The organism is Nocardia sp. NBC_00416 (assembly GCF_036032445.1).
In the GTDB taxonomy this organism is placed as follows: Bacteria; Actinomycetota; Actinomycetes; order Mycobacteriales; family Mycobacteriaceae; genus Nocardia.
Window position 1 is genome coordinate 5,747,958 of record NZ_CP107932.1, and the last position, 19,936, is coordinate 5,767,893.

A 19,936-nucleotide genomic window follows, 5' to 3' on the forward strand; every position below is an offset into this window, starting at 1 on the left:
AACATGCTATGTTTTGTTGATTGATCGACCAACAATTGGAAGGCCGTACCGTGGGAGCACTCGACAAGATGACGGCACTGGTGACCGGCGGCAGCCGTGGGATAGGCCGGGCCATCGCCGAACGGCTTGCCCGCGACGGCGCTACCGTTGCCATCACCTATGCCACGGACCACCCGGCGGCCGACGACGTCGTAGCCCGGATCCATGCGGAAGGTGGCCGGGCGGTGGCCGTGCAGGCCGAATTCGGCACCCACGACGATGCCGCCCGGATGTGGGCGGCCTTCGATGCGGCGGTACCCGACAGGCGAGTCGACATACTCGTGAACAACGCCGGTGTCAGCTGCTATGCCGACATCTCGGAGCTCACCGAAGACGACTTCGACCGGGTGTTCGCCGTGAACGTACGCTCACCGTTCTTCATCGTGCAGCACGGACTCTCGCGGATCCCCGACGGCGGACGGATCATCAATGTGTCCAGTGGGGCGGCGAGGTTGGCCCTGCCCGGTGCCATCGCCTACGGGTCGACCAAAGCAGCGTTGGACACCTTCACCCTCAACCTTGCCAAGCAGCTCGGTCCACGCGGTATCACGGTCAATTCCCTCGCACCGGGAATCACCGACACCGATATGAACGCGAGTTGGTTGCGGGGCGACTCGGAAGCGAAATCCGGTGCCGCGGCGCTCGCGGCGCTCGGCCGGGTCGGCGCGCCCGCCGATATCGCCGATATTGCCGCGTTCCTCGCCTCCAGTGATGCCCGATGGATCACCGGCCGTGTCGTGGACGCTACCGGCGGCGCCGGCCTTTGACACTACCGAGGCCGCCTGCTGTCGAGGTCCGGGGCCCGATACCGCACCGGAGGCGGGATCGCGCAATCCGGATCGATCAGGGCCCGGGCCCGAAAGGGCAGGTGGTGTTGTCACCATCGTGCGCATACGGGTCTGCCCGGCACACCGAACAGTGTGCCGGGCAGACCCGTGGACGAGGCTTGAAGCGGCCGAGCCGGGAGGGAAGCCGGCCGGCCGCCGTTCAGGTGGCCGGTGCGGCCGTCGCCATGGCTCGGTCGATCTCCCAGAACGCGCGCAGGGCCAGGATCTTGCCCGCATCGTCCACCTTGTAGGTGAACACGCCCTCCGCGTCGATCCGGTGACCGCCGATGACGCTGCGGATCGCGCCGGTGAAGGCGACCTCGGGTCCACAGGCGAAGGAATCACCGAACAGGAACTCGATCGAGTCCGTCGCGGCTATCGCTTTGTCCCAGAACGCCGCGATGGCCGCGGACCCACGATGGCCTTTGCCTTCGGGATCGAACCCGGACGGGCCGATCGGGTCCTCCACGACGCCGTCCGCGGCGAACAACGCCAGCCAGGCGTCCTTGTCCCGGGCGCGGACCGCGGCCTGGGACGCCAGGCCGGCTGCCCGGGCGGGATGTTCGTCGCTGCTCATAGGGGTTCCTCTCCACAGGCCAGGGTGCCGCCGCCGCAGCGGCAGCGGCACCGGGCGCTCAGGCGATCGGGTTCTGGATGAATTCCTCGGCGAACTTGCGCAGCGCGTCCTTTTTCGCCTCGATTTCACCATCGAAACCGATACCCGCGGCCAGCCAGGGGATCACGATGGCGTCGGTGACACCCGCGTCGTACTGCTCCTGGTAACCGTCGCGGCCGAATTTGTCGATGCAGACCGCCTGGATCTCGAACGGGACATCGGCCCGTCCGTGTTCCGCCCGCAGTTCGCCCAGGCGGGCGATGGTGGTCTGGAGATCGGCGAATTTCATCATCGCCGAGGTCCACCCGTCGCCGACCTTGGCCGCCCGGCGCAGCGCCACGTCGGTATGACCGCCGATATAGAACGGAACCGGCTCGCTCGGCGCGGGGCTCATCTGCAGTTCGTCGAAATCGAAGAAATCGCCGTGATATTCGACCATCCCGCCCTCGAGGACCCGCTTGATGACCTCGATCATCTCGTCGACCCGGGCGCCGCGACGCGCGTAGGGCACGCCGCACCACTCGAATTCCTCCGGCGCCCAGCCGATTCCCACACCGAATCCGAACCGGTTGCCGGACAGGTTCGCCACCGACCCGACCTGCCGGGCCAGCAGCAGCGGATTACGCGATCCGAGTTTGAGCACATTGGTGTAGAAGCGCAGCCGGGTCGTCACCGCGGCCATGGCGGTCGCGGCGATGAGCGGATCCACCCACGGGGTCTCCGGTCCCCAGAAGCGGCTGCCGTCCGGAGTGTAGGGATAGTCCGCCGCCTGGGATTTCATATAGAACAGCGAATCCGGCAGCGCGATGGAGGTGAAGCCGACCTCCTCGGCGGTGCGGGCGAGCTCGGGCAGCTGATCCAGTGGGCTCAGCGCGATTCCGAGGCTGAATTTCAGTGTCACGGGCGTTCCGATCCCACGACCCACATGGAGAAGTACTGCGAGCCGCCGCCGTAGGCGTGGCCCAGAGCTTTGCGGGCGTTGTCGACCTGGTAATCCCCGGCCCGCTCCATCACCTGCTTGGCGGCCTCGGCGAACCGGATCATGCCGGAGGCGCCGATGGGGTTGGACGAGAGCACTCCACCCGAGGGGTTGACCGGCAGCGCGCCGCCGATCTCGGTTTCGCCTTTGTCGGTGAGCTTCCAGCCGTCGCCGGGGGCGGCGAATCCGAGGTTCTCCAGCCACATCGGCTCGAACCACGAGAACGGCACGTAGATCTCGGCCGCATCGATCTCGGCGAGCGGGTCGGTGATCCCGGCCTGCGCCCACAGTGCCTTGGCCGCATCCTGACCCGCCTGCGGGTTCACCTGGTCACGGCCGGCATAGGCCAGTGGCTCGGTGCGCATCGCGGTGGCGTGGATCCAGCCGACCTTCTTACCGGAGGCTTCCACCGCGGCCGCCGACTGCTCGCCGCCGATGACCACCGCGCAGGCGCCGTCGGAGGACGGGCAGGTCTCGTCGAATCGGATGGGATCCCACAGCATTTGGGAGGCCAGTACTTCTTCGACGGTCTTATCGCCCTGTTTGAGATGGGCGTGCGGGTTCTTGGCTCCGTTACGCCGATCCTTGGCGGCGACCGTTGCGCCGATGTGCAGGGGCGCGTTCGAACGCCGGATATAGGAGCGCACATGCGGCGCGAAGTAGCCGCCGGCACCCGCGCCGACCGGCATGGTGAAGGGCACCGGAATCGACAGGGCCCACATGGCGTTCGATTCCGACTGCTTCTCCCAGGCGATGGCGAGCACCCGCTCGTGCACACCACCCTGCACCATGCTGGCGGCCACACAGGCGGTGGAGCCGCCGACCGACCCCGCGGTATGCACGCGCAAAAGCGGTTTCCCGGGTGCGCCCAGCGCGTCGGCCAGGTACAGCTCGGGCATCATCATGCCCTCGAACATGTCCGGCGCCTTGCCGATGACGATCGCGTCGATATCGGCCATGGTCAGGTCGGCGTCGGCCAGCGCCCGGTCGATCGCCTCCCGACACATCCCGGCCATCGAGACATCGCTGCGCTTGGCGACGTGATGGGTCTGTCCGGTGCCCAGCACCGCGGCGGGGAAACTCATCGGCGGGCCTCCGAATTCAGTACTGTCACAAGGTTCTGCTGCAGGGCCGGGCCGCTGGTGGCATGTGCCAGGGTGCGCCCGGCGGTGCCCGCCATGATGGGCAGCGCGGCGTAGCCGATGCGCTCCAGCCCGGTGGCGAACATGGGGTTGCCGGCCAGTGCGCCGCCGGACGGGTTGACCGAGGTCTCCGGTTTCAATCCGAGCGCTTCGGCGAGGATGAGCTGCTGGTGGCTGAACGGCGCGTGCAGTTCGGCCACATCGATGCCGGTGGTGTCGCCGCCGGTCACCGCCTGTCCCGCGGCCGCCGCCGAGGGGGAGGTGGTCAGATCGCGGGCGCCCAGCGCACTGGAATCGATCCGGTGCGCCATTCCGGTGATCCACGCGGGCCGCTCGGACAGTTCGCGGGCGCGGTCACCGACCGCCAGCACGATGGCCGCGGCCCCGTCGGTGATCGGCGCGCAGTCGTGGGCCCGGAGCGGGTCCGCGACGTACGGGTTGGCCAGCAGATCGTCGACCGAGGTGCCGTGGACGGTGTGCGCCGCCGAGACGGCGGCCATATCGCGTTCGGTCCACCGGCCGGCATCGAGTCCGGCGCGGGCCTGGAGTCCGGCGACGGCCAGCGAATCCGGCCACAGGGGAGTGACCAGGTAAGGGTCGAGCTGGGTGGCCAGCACCTGGCGAAGAGTGCTCGCGGAAGACTTGCCGAAGCCGTACACGAGGGCGGTGTGCGCCTGCCCGGAGCGCAGTTTCACCCACGCCTCGTACAGGGCCCAGGCGGCGTCCATTTCCACATGGGATTCGTTGATCGGCGGCACCGCCCCGATCGAATCGATCGCGGAGATGAACGAAAAGGAACGTCCGGCCAGGTAGTCCGACGATCCGGAGCACCAGAAGTCGATATCGGACTTGGTGATGCCGAGCTGGTCGTAGAGCTGCTGGAAGCAGGGGACCAGCATCTCCACACCGTTGGTGGTGCCGTAGGTCTCCGACACATGCGGTGCGTGTGCGAAGCCGACGACAGCGATATCGGTGGCGTTATCGGTGGAACGCTCGGTGATGGTCACGCGGGGAGCCCTCTCACAGGTGATGCTTGTAGGTGTCGTAATCGGCATCCGGCTCGCCGGTCGGCTCGAAGTGGTCGATATTGGCCATCGTGAAGTCCCACTCCTCGCGGGGCTTCCAGACCACCTTGACCCGCATACCCATCCGTACTTCGGTGGCCTCACAGCCGAGCACCAGGTGCAGGAAGGGGATATCCGCGCCGTCGATCAGCACGTACGCGGCCACATAGGGTGGTTTGATCCGCTGACCCTGGAACGGCACGTTCACGATGCAGAAGGTGGTGACGATGCCCGTATGGGCCAGCTCGACCATATCGGCGGTGGAGCGTCCGTCGACCGGGTCGACGCCGCGCGGCGGGAAGTACACCTTGCTGTTCGCGTCGGCACGACCGCCGATGAGCTTGCCCTCCTTCAAACCGCGCAGGAAGGCGGTCTCCTCGGGGGACGCGGTGTGCTTGTAATCCATCGCGATCGGCGTGGTGATCATCGTGACCGGTTCGGCGTCCGATGCCGGGGCCGGGTCGGCCGTCGGGGTGTCACCGGGCTCGAAGCAGGCGATGTCGTGGATGGTGCCGGTGGTCTCCCCGGCCCAGCGGGCCGTCACGCGCATACCGGTGCTGATCTGCTCCGGGGACTGCACATCCACCGCGTGCAGCAGGGCGGTGTCGGCGCCGTCCAGCTGGATCAGCGCGTACGCGAACGGCCGGTCGAAGGGCTGGTCCGGGAGCGGGTCGCGGACCCAGCTCCAGGACTTCACGGTGCCTGTCGAGGCGACCTCGACGAATTCCGAGAGCGGTTCGGCGGTCACCGGGTCGTATTCGGCCGGCGGTACCAGTACCCGGCCGTCGGAACCGCGGTTGCCGAAGATGCGGCGCTCGCGGAGCCCGGTCAGGAACTTGCCGATGGTGGGCCCGACGGAACGCGTGTAGTCGAACTGCATCCGCAGGGGCGCACTGAGCACATCGCTCGGTTTCAGTCCCGGCGGGCGTTCCTGCGTAATTACCGTGGGTGCAGTATTCCCCTGAGTCACGATATCGAGTAGAACAGGTTCTTATTCTGCTGGCAAGCAGTTGGCCGGAAAGGGGTCGGATGTGAAGTTCGGATTGCAGCTCGGATATTGGAGCGCGGGACCGCCGGAACATGCCGCCGAGGTCGTGGTCGCGGCCGAGGAAGCCGGGTTCGACGCGGTGTTCGCCGCCGAGTCCTGGGGGTCGGACGCCTTCACCCCGCTGGCCTGGTGGGGGTCGGCGACGGAGCGGGTGCGGCTGGGCACCTCGGTGGTGCAGCTGTCGGCGCGCACCCCCACCGCGACGGCGATGCACGCGCTGACCCTCGACCATCTCAGCGGCGGCCGGGCGATCCTGGGCCTCGGCGTCTCCGGTCCGCAGGTGGTGGAGGGCTGGTACGGCCAGCCGTTTGCCAAACCGTTGCAGCGCACCCGTGAATATGTCGATATCGTGCGCAAGGTGCTGGCCCGGCAGGGGCCGGTGGTCAACGACGGGCCGAACTATCCATTGCCGTACAACGGCCCCGGCGCGACCGGTCTGGGTAAGCCGCTCAAGCCGATAACCCACCCGCTACGTGCGGATCTGCCGATCTGGCTGGGCGCGGAAGGGCCGAAGAACGTCGCCCTCACCGCCGAGATCGCCGACGGCTGGCTGGCCATCTACTACACGCCCCGCATGGCGGATGTGTACAACGAATGGCTGGACGAGGGCTTCGCGCGGCCGGGTGCCCGGCGTTCGCGGGAGGATTTCGAGATCGCCGCCACCGCGCAGGTGATAATCACCGACGATCCGGCGGCCGAGATCGAACGCATGCGCTGGATCACCTCGCTCTACATCGGCGGGATGGGGGCGCCCGAGCTCAATTTCCATGCCCAGGTGTACCGCCGGATGGGCTACGAGAAGGAGGTCGACGAGATCGGCCGCCTCTTCCAGGCGGGTCGTAAGGCCGAGGCCGCGGCCGTCGTACCGGACGAGCTGGTACTGGAGACCGCGATCATCGGCAACGAGTCCCAGGTTCGCGAGCAGATCGGAGTCTGGGAGGCCGCCGGTGTCACCATGCTTTTGGTCTCGGTGCCGGACGTGGCGCAACTGAAGCGTTTGGCGCCACTCGTCGCACCGTAGAACTTGTTTCAGAAAATGCGCTCTACCGCTACCCGCCGCAGCCCGGCGGGTAGCGGGTTGGCACCTGAAGCGTTGCCGCGCGGTGCGTCGGCGTTGCCGAATCGAGAACCGAGAATCAGTCCGGTATCGACGGTCGTCGGTCCAGCACGGCGCACCACCGGTCGAGTGAGCGCGCGGTCCCGAGTTCGGACCGTGCCGTGGGATTGTCGGCGTAATGGGTGAGGAAGCGGTAGCGCCGATGGCCGTCCGCGGCCGGCCGAGTGCACTCCAAGAACGATATGCAGCATCCAGATCTGGCGCGGCCGACTGCCCACCAGCTAACGTCCGGGCACGCCGACTCCACCCGCACTTCGAACGTTCGACGCCGATTCAGTGAGCCTCGGTCGTTTCCCAGGGATTGAGGATGGCGAGACCCAGATCGGTGAAATCCTTGACGTTCTGGGTTGCTACCGGGCAGTCGTTAGCGAGGCAGATCGCGGCAATCTGTGCATCCGCATACCCGATCGGCCGGCCTCGGCGACGACGTTCGGCGACAATCCGACCGTAGATACGTGCGGCACGGAAATCGTAGGGTTCGACCTCGTCACCGAATTCGTCGAACAGGTCCGTCGCCAAGGTGGCCAGGCCCGCCCTGCGGGATCCCTCCGGTAGATTCTCGATGCCTGCCCAGATCTCGCCGATGGTCACTGTGCTGATCGTGATGTCGTCGGATTCCTCCAGCCAGGTGAGCACGTGGTTGTCGGGCGTGGGCTTGAACAGCTCGGACACGACATTGGTATCGGCGATGATCACAGCTGTGCAGCCCCCGCCTCGGGCTGCTCCGGGATGTCCAGCTCGGCTGCGTAGGGCCGACTGCGCTCGTAGAGCTCGTGCAACAGCCGTTTCGGGCGCACCGCTGCGGCGAGTATGTCCCGGGCTTCGGCCTCCATGCTTCGTCCATGCGCGGCCGCTCGTCTGCGCAGGCGTTCCTTGACGTCCTTGTCCAAGTCGCGGATCGTTATCGTTGCCACGCAATCAATGCTAGCAATGATTGCATTGTGGTGTCACGATCGACTGTGGGTTACGGCCAGAAGCTCCGATTCCCCGCCCAGCCGGCGATCGATACCGCCGGCCTGAGCCTTTCAGGCCGGTTCGCCTACCGGCTCCTCTATCCATTCCGGCGGCAGATCGAACAGCGGGAAAAGCCGCTCGGTGTCCAGGAAGAAGTTCAGGCCCGCGATCACGCCGTCCTGCATTTCCAGCACCGTGATGGACCACGGGACCCAGCGGCCGGGTTCGCCGCTCGGCTTGTAATGGCCGAACGCAGGATGTCCGTTGGCGCCGGAGAGCGGGACCAGCCGGGAATCGCGGCAGGCCGCACCCGTACCCAGCATGAAGGCCGCGACGTTCTCCGGGCCGGAGATCCAGAGATCGAAGGGCGGCATGGACAGCGCCACGTCGCTTTTCAGCAGCGTGGTGAGCGCGTCCATATCGTAGGACTCGAATGCCGTCACGAAGTCCGCGACGAGCTTGCGCTGCTCTTCGTCGGCCTCGTCGAAGCTGTCGGTCTCGGCGGGTTTGACCTTGCTCATGGTGGCGCGGGCCCGCTGCAGGGCGCTGTTCACCGACGCGGTGCTCATGGTGAGGGCTTCGGCGGTTTCGTTGGCCGAGAAGCGCAGTACCTCGCGCATGATCAGAATGGCGCGCTGCGTGGCGGGCAGATGCTGGCAGGCGGCGACGAAGGCCAGGCGCAGGGAATCCTTCGCGCTGGCATGCTCGGCGGGATCGGCGCCGAAGGCGAGCGAATTGGGGATGGGCTCAACCCAGACGTAATCCGGCTGAGGGGGCGGCAGCGGTCTGTCCGGAGTGGAGGCGCCGGACAGATCCATCGGCCGGGCGCGGCGCTGCGGGCCGTCGAGCATATCGAGGCAGATATTGGTGGTGATCTTGTAGAGCCAGGACCGCAGGCTGGCCCTGCCCTCGAAGGAGTCGTAGGACTTCCAGGCGCGGGTGAACGCATCCTGGACGGCGTCCTCGGCTTCGAAGGACGACCCCAGCATGCGGTAGGCGTAGGCGCAGAGTTCGCGTCTGTGCGCCTCGAAAGATCTCAGGACATCGGCATCGACGGTGCCGGTCTGCTCGCTCATGGGTGCCACTGTGGCACAGCGCACCGACACGTGAACAGAGGATGAAACACGTTGTTTTCGCCTCGGCGGCACAGGTTTCTCACCAGGCCCAGAAGTCACATTGTCGGTCCCGTTCGGCAGGGGAGTAGACGGGAGCGATGGCGCGCGGTGAGGACGCATTCCGAAGTGGCTGCGCTCGGCAGAATAGGTACATGAATCAGGAGATGTCGAGGCGGGGCGCCGACCTACTGGCGGCCGATATCGAGTCGGCTCTCGGCTTCGAGGTGCACATCGACGAAACCGTCCCCGAGCACCTTCTCCGACTACCTTCCCCACCGGCGTGGAGAATTGAATTCACCGTCCCCGCCTTGAACATCCTCTTCGGCTGCACCTCTGGTGGGCACACCCCGAGCAGTGTGGCGTGGGCACTGGCCCGGGACATCCACGACGACATCCTGGCCCGTAGCGGAAAGATCTGGCCCGCGGACCCGGCGGGTGGGGACCAACCGTTGCTCCCTACCGAAGGCGGATGGCAGGGGCCGGGCGGTTCGATCCCGTACGGGCAGGTCGAGAAGGCAAAGGATCCCGATCCAGATCTCGACGGTGTGGTCCGGTGGTGGCTCCCGCACAGCTACGACGGCCTGATCGCGAGCAGGTCCGGCGACGTATGGTTTTCCCTCTGGCAGTTCCAGGGCGACGAACAGCTGATCACCCCCGGCATGCCGGTGAAGTGGCGCATCGGTGAAGGCAGTCACGGAAAATACGCGAAAGCGAGCGAGGTTCGACCAGCTCAGCCCTAACCGTCGTCGCGGTGGTCCGGGGGATTCGGCCACCCACCGATGATTTCCCGGCTCGGTCCGCGTCTGAACGTTTGCAGCCGGCGAACACAGACCACCACTTCGAGAGGACCGAGACCGTGAGCAGCAAGATGATTTTCGTGAACCTACCCGTCACCGACCTGGGACGTTCCAAGAATTTCTACGAGGCGCTCGGTTGGAAGGTCAACGACGATTTCACCGACGACAACGCCGCCTGCATCGTGGTCGACGACAATATCTGCCTGATGCTGCTCACCCACGAGCATTTCGGTGTTTTCAGCCGACGCCCGATCGCCGATACCCGGGCCGCCACCGGCGCCGCCTACGCGCTGTCGCTGGGTAGTGCCGAGGAAGTCGACCGGCTGACCGCGGCCGCGGTCGCCGCGGGTGGTACCGAGGAGATCAATAACGATAAGCAGGCACAGGAGGCGCAGGTCGGGATGCACGGCCGGACCTTCCTGGACCCCGACGGGCACCAGTGGGAGCCGTTCTACATGAATTACCCCGGCGCGTAGGCGCACCGAACCTACGCGAAAACCCCGGTCGGCGATCATCGGAACTTCGAGATCGCCGACCGGGGCTTTCGTGGCTTCGGGGGTGGTACGGCCGGATGCCCCCACCGGGCTCGCCATTGCCGAACGGGGCGTACCGGACGCGCCACCCGCCGAATCCGTCTCCTATTTGCCGCTGAAGTTCGGCTTGCGCTTCTCCTTGAATGCCTTCGGGCCCTCCTTGGCATCGGCGGACTGAAAAACCGCCATACCGAGTTTGGCGTCGATCTGAAAGGCCTCTTCCTCGGGGACGCATTCGCTGTCGCGGATGGTCTGCAGGATCGCCTGCACCGCGAGCGGGCCGTTGGCCGCGATGAGGTCGGCGAGTTCGAGGGCCTTGTCGAGTGCCTGGCCGTCTGGCACCACATGGCCGATGAGACCGATGTCCTTGGCCTCGGCGGCGCTCAGATGCCGGCCGGTCAGCAGAATATCGGCGGCGACGGTGTAGGGGACCTGACGGACCAGCCGGACCGCGGAACCGCCCAGCGGGAAGAGTCCCCAGCGTGCCTCGGACACCCCGAACTTGGCGCTTTCGCCCGCGACCCGGATATCGGTGCCCTGCAGGATCTCGGTTCCGCCGGCGATGGCCGCGCCCTCGACGGCCGCGATCAGCGGTTTGGTGAGCCGCCGGCCCTTGAGCAGCGCCTCGATCTTGGACAGATCCCAGCCGCCGCCCGCGAACGAATCACCAGGATGCTGCTGGGTCATGCCCTTGAGGTCGGCGCCGGCGCAGAAGGCCCCGCCCGCCCCGGTCAGAATCGCGACCCGGATTTCCGGATCACTGTCGACCTGATCCCACGCGTCGCGCATGATCGCCATCATCTCGGCAGAGAGCGCGTTGCGCGCCTCGGGGCGGTTCATGGTGACGATGAGGACATGGCCGCGCTTCTCGACGAGGCATTGAGGCATCGTTGTTTCTCCTGTTACTCGGACCCTTGCAAGAAACAGTAACACGTTCTATTTTTGACCTTGTGACGTACAACATAGCCGACCTCGTCGAACACACTATCGACCTTGTGCCGGACCGGGTTGCGCTGGCTGACGACCACCGCTCGATCACCTTCGCCCAGTTGGAGGACCGAGCGAACCGGCTGGCGCACTACCTGCTGGAACACGGTGTCCAGCCGGGTGACAAGGTGGGTATCTACTCGCGCAACACCATCGAGGCCGTGGAGGCCATGGTGGCGGTCTTCAAAGCGCGGGCGGTGATGGTCAACGTCAACTTCCGCTACGTCGAGAACGAGTTGCAGTACATCTTCGAAAATTCGGACATGGTGGCGCTCATCCACGAGCGCCGCTACACCGACAAGGTGGTGAACATCCGGTCCAGGGTTCCGCATCTGAAAGCGGTGCTGATCGTCGACGACGGTACCGACACCGCCACGCCCGCGGATGCGGTGGATTACGAAGCGGCACTGGCGGAATCGTCGGGCGAGCGCGATTTCGGCGATCGGTCCAACGACGACGTCTTCATGCTCTACACCGGCGGCACCACCGGACTGCCCAAGGGCGTGATGTGGCGGCACGAGGACTGGTGGCGGGTTCTCGGCGGCGGTATCAACTTCATGACCGGCGAATACGTCCAGGACGAATGGCAGCAGGCCAAGACGGGTGCGGCCGGCGGGCAAATGGTGCGTTACCCGATTCCGCCGCTGATCCACGGCGGTTCGCAAACGGCGGTCTTCCACGGCCTGTTCGACGGTGGAAAGACCGTCATGCTCCCGGAATTCAGCGGGGACGGTGTGTGGCAGGCCATCGACCGCCACGCCATCAACCTGATCTTCATCACCGGTGACGCCATGGCCCGGCCCATGATGGACGCGCTCAAGGCCGGTAACCCCGAAACCGGGGAGCCCTACCAGCACGCGAACCTGTGGGCGATGGCCAGCAGCGCCGCGCTGTTCTCGCCGACGCTCAAGGACGAGTTCATCGATCTCCTGCCCAACACCGTCATCACCGATTCCATCGGATCGTCGGAAACCGGTTTCGGCGGCATCTCGATCGCCGCCAAGGGCGCCACCCACACCGGCGGTCCCCGGGTGAAGATCGACGCCTCCACCGCGGTCATCGACGAGGACGGAAAGCCGGTCGTCCCGGGCTCCGGTCGGACCGGTGTGCTCGCGCGCAAGGGTCATATCCCGATCGGGTACTACAACGACCCGGTGAAAACCGCGGCGACATTCAAGGAATACGACGGCGTCCGCTACTCCATCCCCGGCGACTGGGCGCGGGTCGAGGAGGACGGCACCGTCACCATGCTCGGGCGCGGTTCGGTGAGCATCAACAGCGGCGGCGAGAAGATCTACCCCGAAGAGGTCGAGGGGGCCCTGAAATGCCATCCCGAGGTCTTCGACGCGCTGGTGGTCGGCGTCCCGGACGAGCGCTGGGGTCAGCGGGTGGCGGCCGTGGTGCAGTGTCGCGGCGCGAACCGTCCCACCCTGGAGGAACTGCGTCCGGTGCTGACCCAGGAGATCTCCTCCTACAAGCTGCCGCGCAGCCTGTGGTTCGTCGACGAGATCAAGCGGTCGCCGGCGGGTAAGCCCGACTACAAGTGGGCCAAGGCGCAGACCGAGGAGCGCGACGCCGACGAACACGGGTCGACGGGTAACGCTTCCTGACAGATCCGGCATCCGAGGGCCTGCCGTCGTGGAAACCGGCAGGCCCTCGGTCACGCGCGTGTGCCGTATCCGAGTTCGGGCCTATTCAGTCGATTCCGCAGGCGATCTGCCGACGGCTTTTCCGAGCTGCTCCGCGATATCCGGGACTTCGTCGAGCTCACTCGTCGCTACGGCGATCATGAGGTCGTACGCGAGATCTTCGTCCAGACCGTCGATGTCCACGCCGTTACGTGCCAGGAAAATTGCCGCGGCGGCTATTGCGAGCCGCTTGTTGCCGTCGATCAACGGGTGGTTCTTGGCCACCGAGTGCAGTAACGCGGCGGCCTTCTCCCAGATAGTCGGATACGCGTCGACGCCGAACACGGTAGTGCGGGGCCGAGCGGCGGCCGATTCGAGAAGCCCGGGATCTCGGACTTTGAAACCGGGGGCCACATCTGCGGCAATCGCGCGCAGATCGGCCGCGGACAGGTAGTAGAGGCCGTCCACTATTCGGCCAATCTGTCGAGCAGTGCGCGGTGTCTGGTGGTGAACCGTTTCGACAACTCACGGACCTGGTGGTCTGCCGTCTCGGCCATTGCTTCGGGGACGACTGCCGCGACCCGCCGGCCATGACGGGTGAGGTGAACGACCCGCCCGCCTTCGGCCGCCGCGATCACCTCAGCGAGTTTTTCGCGGGCCTCGCTGACCGGTAGTTCCCAGGGATCGGATTCGGGCAATGCAGTCATACGGAGGATTGTACGGATCAGATAGAAATACGTACAAAAATTCTGATTGCATCGGGAAGTCTCCACGCGACCACGGGCGGGCGCTTCTCCGGACGACTGCGTCCGGTGCTGACCCAAGACGCGGTGCCGAATACTGCAGACGAGCGCTCGCGGCTGTTCGATCGGGCGGCTGATCATGTTCTGGCGGTCAGTGCCGAGCTGAATCGAAGGCTCGCCTGAGCGCTGTACGGTCTTCGCTCACCGCTTCGGAACGATCAGGTCCACGGTGGGGAAGTAACCCTTGAAGCGTTGCTCGTCCCGAGTCAGCAGCCGGTAGCCTGCTATGGCCGCGTGCGCACCGATATAGAAGTCGGGCATGGGTGAGCGTTTCGTACCATCGTTTCGCCGATAGCGTTGATAGGCCTTGCCGGCCAGGAAGCCGGCCCGGTAGGGAAGTGGCTCCCGGACGAAATCCCCGGTCGGAAGCAAACTGTCCAGCACTTCGACTGTTTCGTATCCGACCGATACTTCGGCGTACACGATCGGATTGATCACTACGCGGCCGGAGTCGACTGCCTCGCTGAGTCTTTCGGCCGACCACTGCGACCAGTTCTTGTCATCGGTCAGTATGTCGAGCAGAACGCAGGAGTCGACCAGGGTCGTCGGACCTCCGATCGGGCGCAAGTTAGTCGCCACGAAGCAATTCCATGATTTCGTCGGTGCTCATACCCTCGATCTCTTTGCTGTCGGCCGTGCCACGCATTCGATCGACCAGTCTCTGGCCGCGAGTGGGGGCGTTATCGCTGCGAACGATCCGAAGCGCACCATCGACCTCGATCACCTCGACGTCGTCTCCTTCGCGGAGATTGAACTTCGCGCGTAACGACGAGGGGATGGTGACCTGGCCTTTGCTGTTGAGTATCACGGACTGCTCCTGTCATACGTAATACGTGTACTACGTAATACTACGCACGGTGATTCTACTGCTCGGCGAAGTCACAGATCAGGCAGATTCCGGGTCGAGGACGGATCGACTGCCGAACATCGCGGCACAGCTGACAAAGTTCGAGCAGTGGCGCCGCCTTGAATAGGCGGACCTGACGACTCGGGCGGGTACGGTCTGTCGGTCGATCGGTCTATCGCGGGGCCTGGTTGTCGTGGGCGTCGGCGAAGGTGCGGCGGGCGGTGGCGATATCTCCGGCATTGTCCACGGCCCACCCGGCCAGGGCCGAGAGCGGATCCAGCAGGGTTTCGCCCAGGGGAGTGAGGCCGTATTCGACGACGGGCGGGACGGTCGGATGAACCGTGCGGTCGATCAGGCCGTCGGACTCCAGGGAGCGCAGGGTGCGGGTCAGCATACGGCGGCTGATGCCCTCGATCGCGCGGTGCAACTCGTTGTAGTGGTAGCGCCGCCGGGCCAGCAGCGCGAGCACCAGCAGGGTCCATTTATCGCCGAGGAGCCGGACGATATCGGTTACCGGGCAGGCCCGGTATTCCGCGCTGGGTACCGGGGCGGGGAGATCCGCCGTGGCGAAGGAGGGCACCTGGGTGGGGGCCAGGAACATAGAAGTGCCTTCTTTCGGGTTCCATTGCCGCTGCCGAGGATGGAGACGACAGGCAGATCAAACGGAGGTGCGATGTCGAGAACCATTGTTGTCAGTGGCGCTACCGATGGTATGGGGCGGGCGTTCGCGCTGGAGCGGCTCGTCCGGGGCGATCGGGTCGTGGCGATAGGCAGCAATCCGGCAAAGGGTGATTTGTTGCAGGCCGCCGCCGGGTCGGACGTGGATCGACTGCACTTCTTGCGCGCCGATCTGAGCTCGGTCGCGGAGGTGGAGCGGGTGGTCGGTGAGATCGCGGGATCCCATCGGGCCGTGGACGCCCTGCTGCTGTTCGCCAACCGGACCCTCCCGAAGCGGAGACAGACCGCGGAAGGCTTCGAGCACACCTTCGCGCTCTACTATCTGAGCCGGTATCTGCTCTCGCACGGGCTGGTGCCGCTGCTGGAACGCAGTGTGCGGCCGGTGATCGTGAGTGTGGCGGGGGTCGGCGTCACGAAAGGCGCGATCGACTGGGCGGACCCGCAGCTGACTCACGGCTACAGCATGGTTGGCGCCCAGTTGCAGGCCGGGCGCGCCAATGACCTGCTGGGGGTGTCCTTTGCCGAACAGCACGGTGGGGAGATCAGGTTCGTTCTGTACCACCCGGGGTTCACCAAGAGCGGCGATCTGTCTCCGCTGAATTTCCTCGCCAGGAATGTCATCCGGTCGCTCGCCGCGATCGCCGCGCGACCCGTGAGCGCGTCGATCCGCCCGATCCACGATTTCGTGGACGCGCCACCCACGCAACCATTGAGCGCGATCGATCGTGGCCGCTCGCTGGACTTGTCGTTGCCCACTCTCGACCAGGGCGCCGCCCGCCGCCTCGCCGAACTCACCGCGGACCTGTTGGCAGCGCGTCCCTGAGATGCGTGCTTGCCGGTGGAGGCGACACAGTGAAATCCCCTCGAGGGCTCAACCGCCATGGCCGACCGGTCCACGTCCGGCAGGATTTCCGCCGCCGAGATGGGCCACCAGTGCCGGCCGGCAGGTGAAGTCCGCCGACCGACACCGGGAATCTAGGCCGATTCGGGCACGAACTGCGCCAGGGGGAGTAGGTGGTTCGTGGCCCCGCCGAGGGCGAACTCGTTGCGTGTGGCGGCGGTGAAATAGTTGTGCACGATATGGTCGCGGTCGATCCCTACGCCGCCGTGCACGTGAACCAGCGTGTGGGCGACCTGGTGGCCCGCGTCCGCGGCCCAGAACTTCGCCGTGTGCACCGCCCCGGTCGCGTCCAGGCCTTCGGCGAGCTGCCAGGCGGCCTGGGTGACTGTCAGTCGCAGACCCTGGAGGCTGATGTAGCTGTCGGACAGCCGCTGGGCCACTGCCTGGAAGCTGCCGACCGCGCGGCCGAACTGTTCACGCTCGCGGGCATAACCGGCGACCAGGTCCAGCGACCGTTCCAGGGTGCCCAGCTGGAAGGCGGCCAGGCCGAGCCAGGCGCGGTCGAGCAACCAGTTCAGGATCCGGGCGCCGTCGTCGACGGTGCCGAGCAGTTCGGCCGGGGCGTCGGTGAATTCGACGAGGGATTCCGCGCTGCGGTCGGTCACCTGCTGGGCGGTCACAGTGACGGATTCGGCCGAGGGGTCGACCAGGAAGATCGCCGTGACTCCGGATACCGAGGCGGGCACCAGGATTCGTGCGGCGCGTTCGGCCACCGGGACGGTGGTTTTGGTGCCGTTGACCCGCCAGCCGCCGCCCGCTTCGGTGGCGGTCGTGGTGGGGCGGGCCGGTTCCCAGTTGTGTTCCTCGGCCAGCGCCACGGTCAGGATCGCCGATCCCGCACCGGCGTCGGCCGCGAGCTTCTTCTGTTCTGCCGACCCGAACTCGGCCAGCGCGCCCGCACCCAGCACGATCGACCACAGGTAGGGCACCGCCGCGACAGCTTTGCCGAGTTCGCGCAGGATCGCGGTCTGTTCGAGCGAGCCGAAACCGTTCCCGCCTACGTCCTCGGACAGGGCGGCGGCGAGCACGCCGGTCTCGCTGAGCGATTTCCACAGCGGTTCGTCGAACTTGGCCGTCCCGCCGTCCAGTTCGCGCAGGCGATCGGCGGTGACCAATTTGTCGCAGACCTCGCCGGTGAGCCGGGCCAGGTCCGACTGGGCTTCGGTGGGGGTGAAATCCATGATGAACTCCTGGAATCGGGCTGAGGTCAGCGGCCGGAGGCGGGCTGCTTCAGGGCGGTCATGGCGATGATGTCGCGCTGCACCTCGTTGGTGCCGCCGCCGAAGGTGAGGATCAGGGCCGCGCGGTGCATCCGCTCGAGCCGGCCGCGCAGCACCGAACCGGGGGAGTCCTGCCGCAGCGAGGCCTGCGGTCCGAGCACCTCCATGAGCAGGCGGTAGGCCTCGGTCGACAGTTCGGTCCCGTACACCTTGCACGCCGACGCGTCCCACGGCCGGGGCGCGGCGTCGCCCCCGGCATCGGCCCGGCTGGCGATCTCCCAGTTCATGAGCTTCAGATATTCGACCTTGGCGTGCACCCGCGCCAGGTTCAGCTGGACCCATTCGCGATCGAAGATCCGGGCCCCGTCCGCGGCCTTCGTCGCCTTCGCCCACGCGGTCGTCTGGGCCAGTGCCAGCTGGAGTGCGGCGGCGGAGGTCAGGGCGACGCGCTCGTGGTTGAGCTGGTTGGTGACCAGCGGCCAGCCGCCGTTCTCCGGACCCACGAGCGAGGTCACCGGGACCCGTACGTCCTGGTAGTAGGTGGCGCTGGTATCCGGGCCGGCCATGGTGTGCACCGGGGTCCAGGAGAAGCCCTCGGCCGTGGTGGGCACGATCAGCATGCTGATGCCCTTGTGTTTCTTGGCGGTGGGGTCGGTGCGCACCGCCAGCCAGACGTAGTCGGCGTAGGCGATGAGACTGGTCCACATCTTCTGGCCGTTGATCACATAGTCGTCGCCGTCGCGGACCGCGGTGGTGCGCAGACTGGCCAGGTCGGTACCCGCGCCGGGTTCGGAGTAACCGATGGCGAAGTGCAGCTCACCGGCGGCGATCTTGGGCAGGAAGAATTTCTTCTGCTCCGCACTGCCGTAGTGCATGATCGTGGGCGCCACCGAGTTGACGGTCAGGAACGGCACCGGAGCGCCCGCGATGGCGGCTTCGTCGGTGAAGATCAGCTGATCCAGCATGGGCCGGTTCTGGCCGCCGAACTCCTCGGGCCAGCCCAGGGCCAGCCAGCCGTCGCGGCCCATTTCCGCGACGACCTCGCGGTACACATTGCCCTGGCCGTACTCGCCGGTCTGCGAGCTGAGCGCCGCCCGCCGTTCGGGGGTGATCAGACGAGCGAAGTATTCACGCAACTCGGCGCGTAGCTGTTCATGTTCCGGGGTATACGCAATGCGCATAGCGGTACCTCGAGCCTTCGTTCTACGGGGTTGGAGATGGGCTGGACGTCGGATCGCGCCGCGCTCACCCTCTCGGAGCGCGGAATGGATCACCGATACCTTGCTCCGATCATTGCATATGCACTGAAACATGTTCCAGTATTGAAGGGTAATCAGCCCATGTCGCCCGTGTCGGCGGCCGTCGCTTGTTAGGCTTCGGTCACTGGGCGGAAAAAGGAGTTTCGATGAAGGTCAGCGTTGACTTCGATCAGTGCGAAGCGAATGGAATCTGCGCGGGAATCGCTCCCGACGTCTTTGAACTCGATGACGAGGACATGCTGCACGTCGCCGAGGGCGAGGTCGCGCCCGATCAGGAGTCGCAAGTCGCCGAGGCGGTGGCGCAATGCCCGAAAGCGGCATTGCGGTTGCTGTGAATCGGCTCTTGCCGTGAATAAGAACACGTTCTAGAGTCGGCCCGGTGAGCGATATAGATACCGGCCTTGCCGGGCGAGTTGCGATCGTGACCGGAGCGGGTGCGGGCCTCGGCAGAGCCGAAGCGCTCGCCCTGGCCGCAGCCGGGGCCTCGGTCGTGATCAACGACCTGGCCGAGTCCGACGCCGTCGCCGAGACGCTGGAACAGGTGCGGGCGCTCGGCGCGAAGGCCGAGTTCGTGGCCGGAAGTGTCGCCGAGCGGTCCACCGCCGACGCGTTGATCAGCGCTGCCACCGAATCCTTCGGTGGCCTGGACGTCGTGGTCAACAACGCGGGTATCACGCGGGACAAGATGCTGTTCAATCTCTCCGACGAGGACTGGGATGCGGTCGTCGCGGTACATCTGCGCGGTCATTTCCTGCTGACCCGCAACGCCGGCGCCTATTGGCGAGCGAAAGCCAAGGAAGCCGGCGAGCCGGTATACGGCCGGATCGTCAACACCTCTTCCGAAGCCGGTCTGCTCGGTCCGGAGGGGCAGGCCAACTACGCGGCGGCCAAAGCCGGGATCACGGCCCTCACTCTTTCGGCCTCGCGAGCACTGAATCGTTTCGGTGTCCGGGTCAATGCCATCTGCCCGCGGGCGCGCACCGCCATGACCGAACAGGTGTTCAGCGCGGCCCCCGAAGGGGAGGTCGACCCCCTCTCGCCCGACCATGTGGCACGGTTGGTGGCCTATCTGTCGAGCCCGGCTGCCGACCGGGTGAACGGCCAGGTCTTCGTGGTGTACGGCCCGATGGTGGCCTTGATGGCGGCGCCGGTGGTCGAGGAGCGGTTCGACGCGGTGGGCGCGCAATGGTCAGGTGACGATCTGGCCACCACGCTGACCGGTTACTTCGCCGAACGCGAAGAAGGCCGTACCTTCTCTGCAACGGCGCTGCACGAACTGGGTTGAGTAGTCCTGTCGGGGCGGGTGCCGGGATCTCGTGCCCGGAACTCGCTCGGTGAGAGTTGAACAACCGTCCAGTCATTGGTAAACAGAGGGGTCGTCA

24 protein-coding genes are annotated in these 19,936 nt (G+C 66.0%); 8 read left to right on the forward strand and 16 right to left on the reverse strand.

The window, feature by feature from the left end; genetic code table 11:
* Positions 1–20: 20 nt before the first annotated feature.
* Complete coding sequence (locus tag OG804_RS24850) at positions 21–806, forward strand: SDR family oxidoreductase (RefSeq protein ID WP_328390406.1); 786 nt, start codon at positions 21–23, stop codon at positions 804–806.
* Positions 807–1,026: 220 nt separating this feature from the next.
* Here the strand turns inward: OG804_RS24850 and OG804_RS24855 are convergent, their stop codons facing one another.
* The 5 genes from OG804_RS24855 to OG804_RS24875 are packed head-to-tail and all read right to left on the reverse strand — an operon-like array spanning position 1,027 to position 5,637.
* Complete coding sequence (locus tag OG804_RS24855; protein WP_328390408.1) at positions 1,027–1,443, reverse strand: nuclear transport factor 2 family protein; 417 nt, start codon at positions 1,441–1,443, stop codon at positions 1,027–1,029.
* A 58-nt stretch (positions 1,444–1,501) separates the two neighbouring features.
* Complete coding sequence (locus OG804_RS24860) at positions 1,502–2,377, reverse strand: TIGR03619 family F420-dependent LLM class oxidoreductase (protein WP_328398719.1); 876 nt, start codon at positions 2,375–2,377, stop codon at positions 1,502–1,504.
* A gap of 2 nt (positions 2,378–2,379) precedes the next feature.
* Positions 2,380–3,546, reverse strand: a complete 1,167-nt coding sequence (locus OG804_RS24865; protein WP_328390410.1) for a thiolase domain-containing protein — start codon at positions 3,544–3,546, stop codon at positions 2,380–2,382.
* On the reverse strand, positions 3,543–4,610 hold the full coding sequence (locus OG804_RS24870; RefSeq protein WP_328390412.1) for a thiolase domain-containing protein: 1,068 nt from the start codon (positions 4,608–4,610) through the stop codon (positions 3,543–3,545). Before OG804_RS24870 ends, OG804_RS24865 begins: the two co-directional genes overlap by 4 nt.
* A 13-nt stretch (positions 4,611–4,623) precedes the next feature.
* A complete protein-coding gene (locus OG804_RS24875; protein ID WP_442941623.1) occupies positions 4,624–5,637 on the reverse strand; it encodes a Zn-ribbon domain-containing OB-fold protein in 1,014 nt (337 codons plus the stop codon).
* 61 nt (positions 5,638–5,698) lie between these two features.
* Here OG804_RS24875 and OG804_RS24880 point away from each other — a divergent pair, with 61 nt between their 5' ends.
* Positions 5,699–6,736 carry an LLM class F420-dependent oxidoreductase gene (locus tag OG804_RS24880; protein ID WP_328390414.1) on the forward strand — a complete coding sequence of 346 codons (1,038 nt, stop codon included), beginning with the start codon at positions 5,699–5,701 and terminating at the stop codon, positions 6,734–6,736.
* Between the two features lie 369 nt (positions 6,737–7,105).
* Here OG804_RS24880 and OG804_RS24885 read toward each other — a convergent pair whose 3' ends face one another.
* The 3 genes from OG804_RS24885 to OG804_RS24895 form a co-directional block, all read right to left on the reverse strand.
* A complete protein-coding gene (locus OG804_RS24885; RefSeq protein WP_328390416.1) occupies positions 7,106–7,528 on the reverse strand; it encodes a type II toxin-antitoxin system VapC family toxin in 423 nt (140 codons plus the stop codon).
* Entirely contained in the window at positions 7,525–7,746 is a 222-nt protein-coding gene (locus OG804_RS24890) for a FitA-like ribbon-helix-helix domain-containing protein (RefSeq protein WP_328390419.1), read from the reverse strand. The genes OG804_RS24885 and OG804_RS24890 overlap by 4 nt, the downstream gene beginning before the upstream one ends.
* A 111-nt stretch (positions 7,747–7,857) precedes the next feature.
* Positions 7,858–8,862 carry a sigma-70 family RNA polymerase sigma factor gene (locus OG804_RS24895; protein WP_328390421.1) on the reverse strand — a complete coding sequence of 335 codons (1,005 nt, stop codon included), beginning with the start codon at positions 8,860–8,862 and terminating at the stop codon, positions 7,858–7,860.
* Positions 8,863–9,053: 191 nt separating this feature from the next.
* On the opposite strand from OG804_RS24895, the gene OG804_RS24900 reads away from it, so the two are divergent.
* The gene (locus OG804_RS24900; RefSeq protein ID WP_328390423.1) at positions 9,054–9,641 is read left to right on the forward strand and encodes a hypothetical protein; all 588 of its coding nucleotides are present in this window, start codon (positions 9,054–9,056) and stop codon (positions 9,639–9,641) included.
* Between the two features lie 116 nt (positions 9,642–9,757).
* On the forward strand, positions 9,758–10,174 hold the full coding sequence (locus OG804_RS24905; protein ID WP_328390425.1) for a VOC family protein: 417 nt from the start codon (positions 9,758–9,760) through the stop codon (positions 10,172–10,174).
* A gap of 162 nt (positions 10,175–10,336) precedes the next feature.
* Here OG804_RS24905 and OG804_RS24910 read toward each other — a convergent pair whose 3' ends face one another.
* Positions 10,337–11,119, reverse strand: a complete 783-nt coding sequence (locus OG804_RS24910) for a crotonase/enoyl-CoA hydratase family protein (protein ID WP_328390427.1) — start codon at positions 11,117–11,119, stop codon at positions 10,337–10,339.
* 62 nt (positions 11,120–11,181) lie between these two features.
* Between OG804_RS24910 and OG804_RS24915 the strand changes: the two genes are divergently transcribed.
* The gene (locus OG804_RS24915; RefSeq protein WP_328390429.1) at positions 11,182–12,828 is read left to right on the forward strand and encodes an acyl-CoA synthetase; all 1,647 of its coding nucleotides are present in this window, start codon (positions 11,182–11,184) and stop codon (positions 12,826–12,828) included.
* Positions 12,829–12,909: 81 nt separating this feature from the next.
* Here the strand turns inward: OG804_RS24915 and OG804_RS24920 are convergent, their stop codons facing one another.
* From OG804_RS24920 to OG804_RS24940, 5 genes are all read right to left on the reverse strand, one after another.
* Positions 12,910–13,314 (reverse strand): type II toxin-antitoxin system death-on-curing family toxin, encoded by a 405-nt coding sequence (locus tag OG804_RS24920; RefSeq protein WP_442941624.1) that lies wholly within the window; start codon positions 13,312–13,314, stop codon positions 12,910–12,912.
* Positions 13,314–13,553: a type II toxin-antitoxin system Phd/YefM family antitoxin gene (locus OG804_RS24925; protein ID WP_328390431.1), complete on the reverse strand. Its 240-nt coding sequence runs from the start codon at positions 13,551–13,553 to the stop codon at positions 13,314–13,316. The genes OG804_RS24920 and OG804_RS24925 overlap by 1 nt, the downstream gene beginning before the upstream one ends.
* Positions 13,554–13,790: 237 nt before the next feature.
* Complete coding sequence (locus OG804_RS24930) at positions 13,791–14,228, reverse strand: type II toxin-antitoxin system VapC family toxin (RefSeq protein WP_328390433.1); 438 nt, start codon at positions 14,226–14,228, stop codon at positions 13,791–13,793.
* Positions 14,218–14,457 carry an AbrB/MazE/SpoVT family DNA-binding domain-containing protein gene (locus tag OG804_RS24935; protein ID WP_327148618.1) on the reverse strand — a complete coding sequence of 80 codons (240 nt, stop codon included), beginning with the start codon at positions 14,455–14,457 and terminating at the stop codon, positions 14,218–14,220. The genes OG804_RS24930 and OG804_RS24935 overlap by 11 nt, the downstream gene beginning before the upstream one ends.
* 211 nt (positions 14,458–14,668) lie before the next feature.
* The gene (locus OG804_RS24940; RefSeq protein WP_328390436.1) at positions 14,669–15,097 is read right to left on the reverse strand and encodes a winged helix-turn-helix transcriptional regulator; all 429 of its coding nucleotides are present in this window, start codon (positions 15,095–15,097) and stop codon (positions 14,669–14,671) included.
* A gap of 72 nt (positions 15,098–15,169) precedes the next feature.
* Here OG804_RS24940 and OG804_RS24945 point away from each other — a divergent pair, with 72 nt between their 5' ends.
* Positions 15,170–15,997 (forward strand): SDR family NAD(P)-dependent oxidoreductase, encoded by an 828-nt coding sequence (locus OG804_RS24945; RefSeq protein WP_328390438.1) that lies wholly within the window; start codon positions 15,170–15,172, stop codon positions 15,995–15,997.
* Between the two features lie 152 nt (positions 15,998–16,149).
* On the opposite strand, the gene OG804_RS24950 is transcribed toward OG804_RS24945, so the two are convergent.
* Positions 16,150–17,256 carry an acyl-CoA dehydrogenase family protein gene (locus OG804_RS24950; protein WP_328390440.1) on the reverse strand — a complete coding sequence of 369 codons (1,107 nt, stop codon included), beginning with the start codon at positions 17,254–17,256 and terminating at the stop codon, positions 16,150–16,152.
* Between the two features lie 26 nt (positions 17,257–17,282).
* Positions 17,283–18,476, reverse strand: coding sequence for an acyl-CoA dehydrogenase family protein (locus tag OG804_RS24955; protein ID WP_328390442.1), 1,194 nt, complete (start codon positions 18,474–18,476; stop codon positions 17,283–17,285).
* A 224-nt stretch (positions 18,477–18,700) separates the two neighbouring features.
* Between OG804_RS24955 and OG804_RS24960 the strand changes: the two genes are divergently transcribed.
* Together OG804_RS24960 and OG804_RS24965 are read left to right on the forward strand one after the other, a co-directional pair.
* Positions 18,701–18,889, forward strand: coding sequence for a ferredoxin (locus tag OG804_RS24960; RefSeq protein WP_030522901.1), 189 nt, complete (start codon positions 18,701–18,703; stop codon positions 18,887–18,889).
* A 44-nt stretch (positions 18,890–18,933) separates the two neighbouring features.
* Positions 18,934–19,839 carry a 3-oxoacyl-ACP reductase gene (locus OG804_RS24965; RefSeq protein WP_328390445.1) on the forward strand — a complete coding sequence of 302 codons (906 nt, stop codon included), beginning with the start codon at positions 18,934–18,936 and terminating at the stop codon, positions 19,837–19,839.
* Positions 19,840–19,936 lie beyond the last annotated feature (97 nt).

Bases quoted from the DNA above. Each gene is read 5' to 3' on its own strand.
- OG804_RS24945 (WP_328390438.1), top strand. From the start codon at position 15,170: ATGTCGAGAACCATTGTTGTCAGTGGCGCTACCGATGGTATGGGGCGG.
- OG804_RS24950 (WP_328390440.1), bottom strand. From the start codon at position 17,256: ATGGATTTCACCCCCACCGAAGCCCAGTCGGACCTGGCCCGGCTCACC.
- OG804_RS24925 (WP_328390431.1), bottom strand. From the start codon at position 13,553: ATGACTGCATTGCCCGAATCCGATCCCTGGGAACTACCGGTCAGCGAG.
- OG804_RS24895 (WP_328390421.1), bottom strand. From the start codon at position 8,862: ATGAGCGAGCAGACCGGCACCGTCGATGCCGATGTCCTGAGATCTTTC.
- OG804_RS24900 (WP_328390423.1), top strand. From the start codon at position 9,054: ATGAATCAGGAGATGTCGAGGCGGGGCGCCGACCTACTGGCGGCCGAT.
- OG804_RS24865 (WP_328390410.1), bottom strand. From the start codon at position 3,546: ATGAGTTTCCCCGCCGCGGTGCTGGGCACCGGACAGACCCATCACGTC.
- OG804_RS24955 (WP_328390442.1), bottom strand. From the start codon at position 18,476: ATGCGCATTGCGTATACCCCGGAACATGAACAGCTACGCGCCGAGTTG.
- OG804_RS24940 (WP_328390436.1), bottom strand. From the start codon at position 15,097: ATGTTCCTGGCCCCCACCCAGGTGCCCTCCTTCGCCACGGCGGATCTC.
- OG804_RS24910 (WP_328390427.1), bottom strand. From the start codon at position 11,119: ATGCCTCAATGCCTCGTCGAGAAGCGCGGCCATGTCCTCATCGTCACC.
- OG804_RS24960 (WP_030522901.1), top strand. From the start codon at position 18,701: ATGAAGGTCAGCGTTGACTTCGATCAGTGCGAAGCGAATGGAATCTGC.
- OG804_RS24855 (WP_328390408.1), bottom strand. From the start codon at position 1,443: ATGAGCAGCGACGAACATCCCGCCCGGGCAGCCGGCCTGGCGTCCCAG.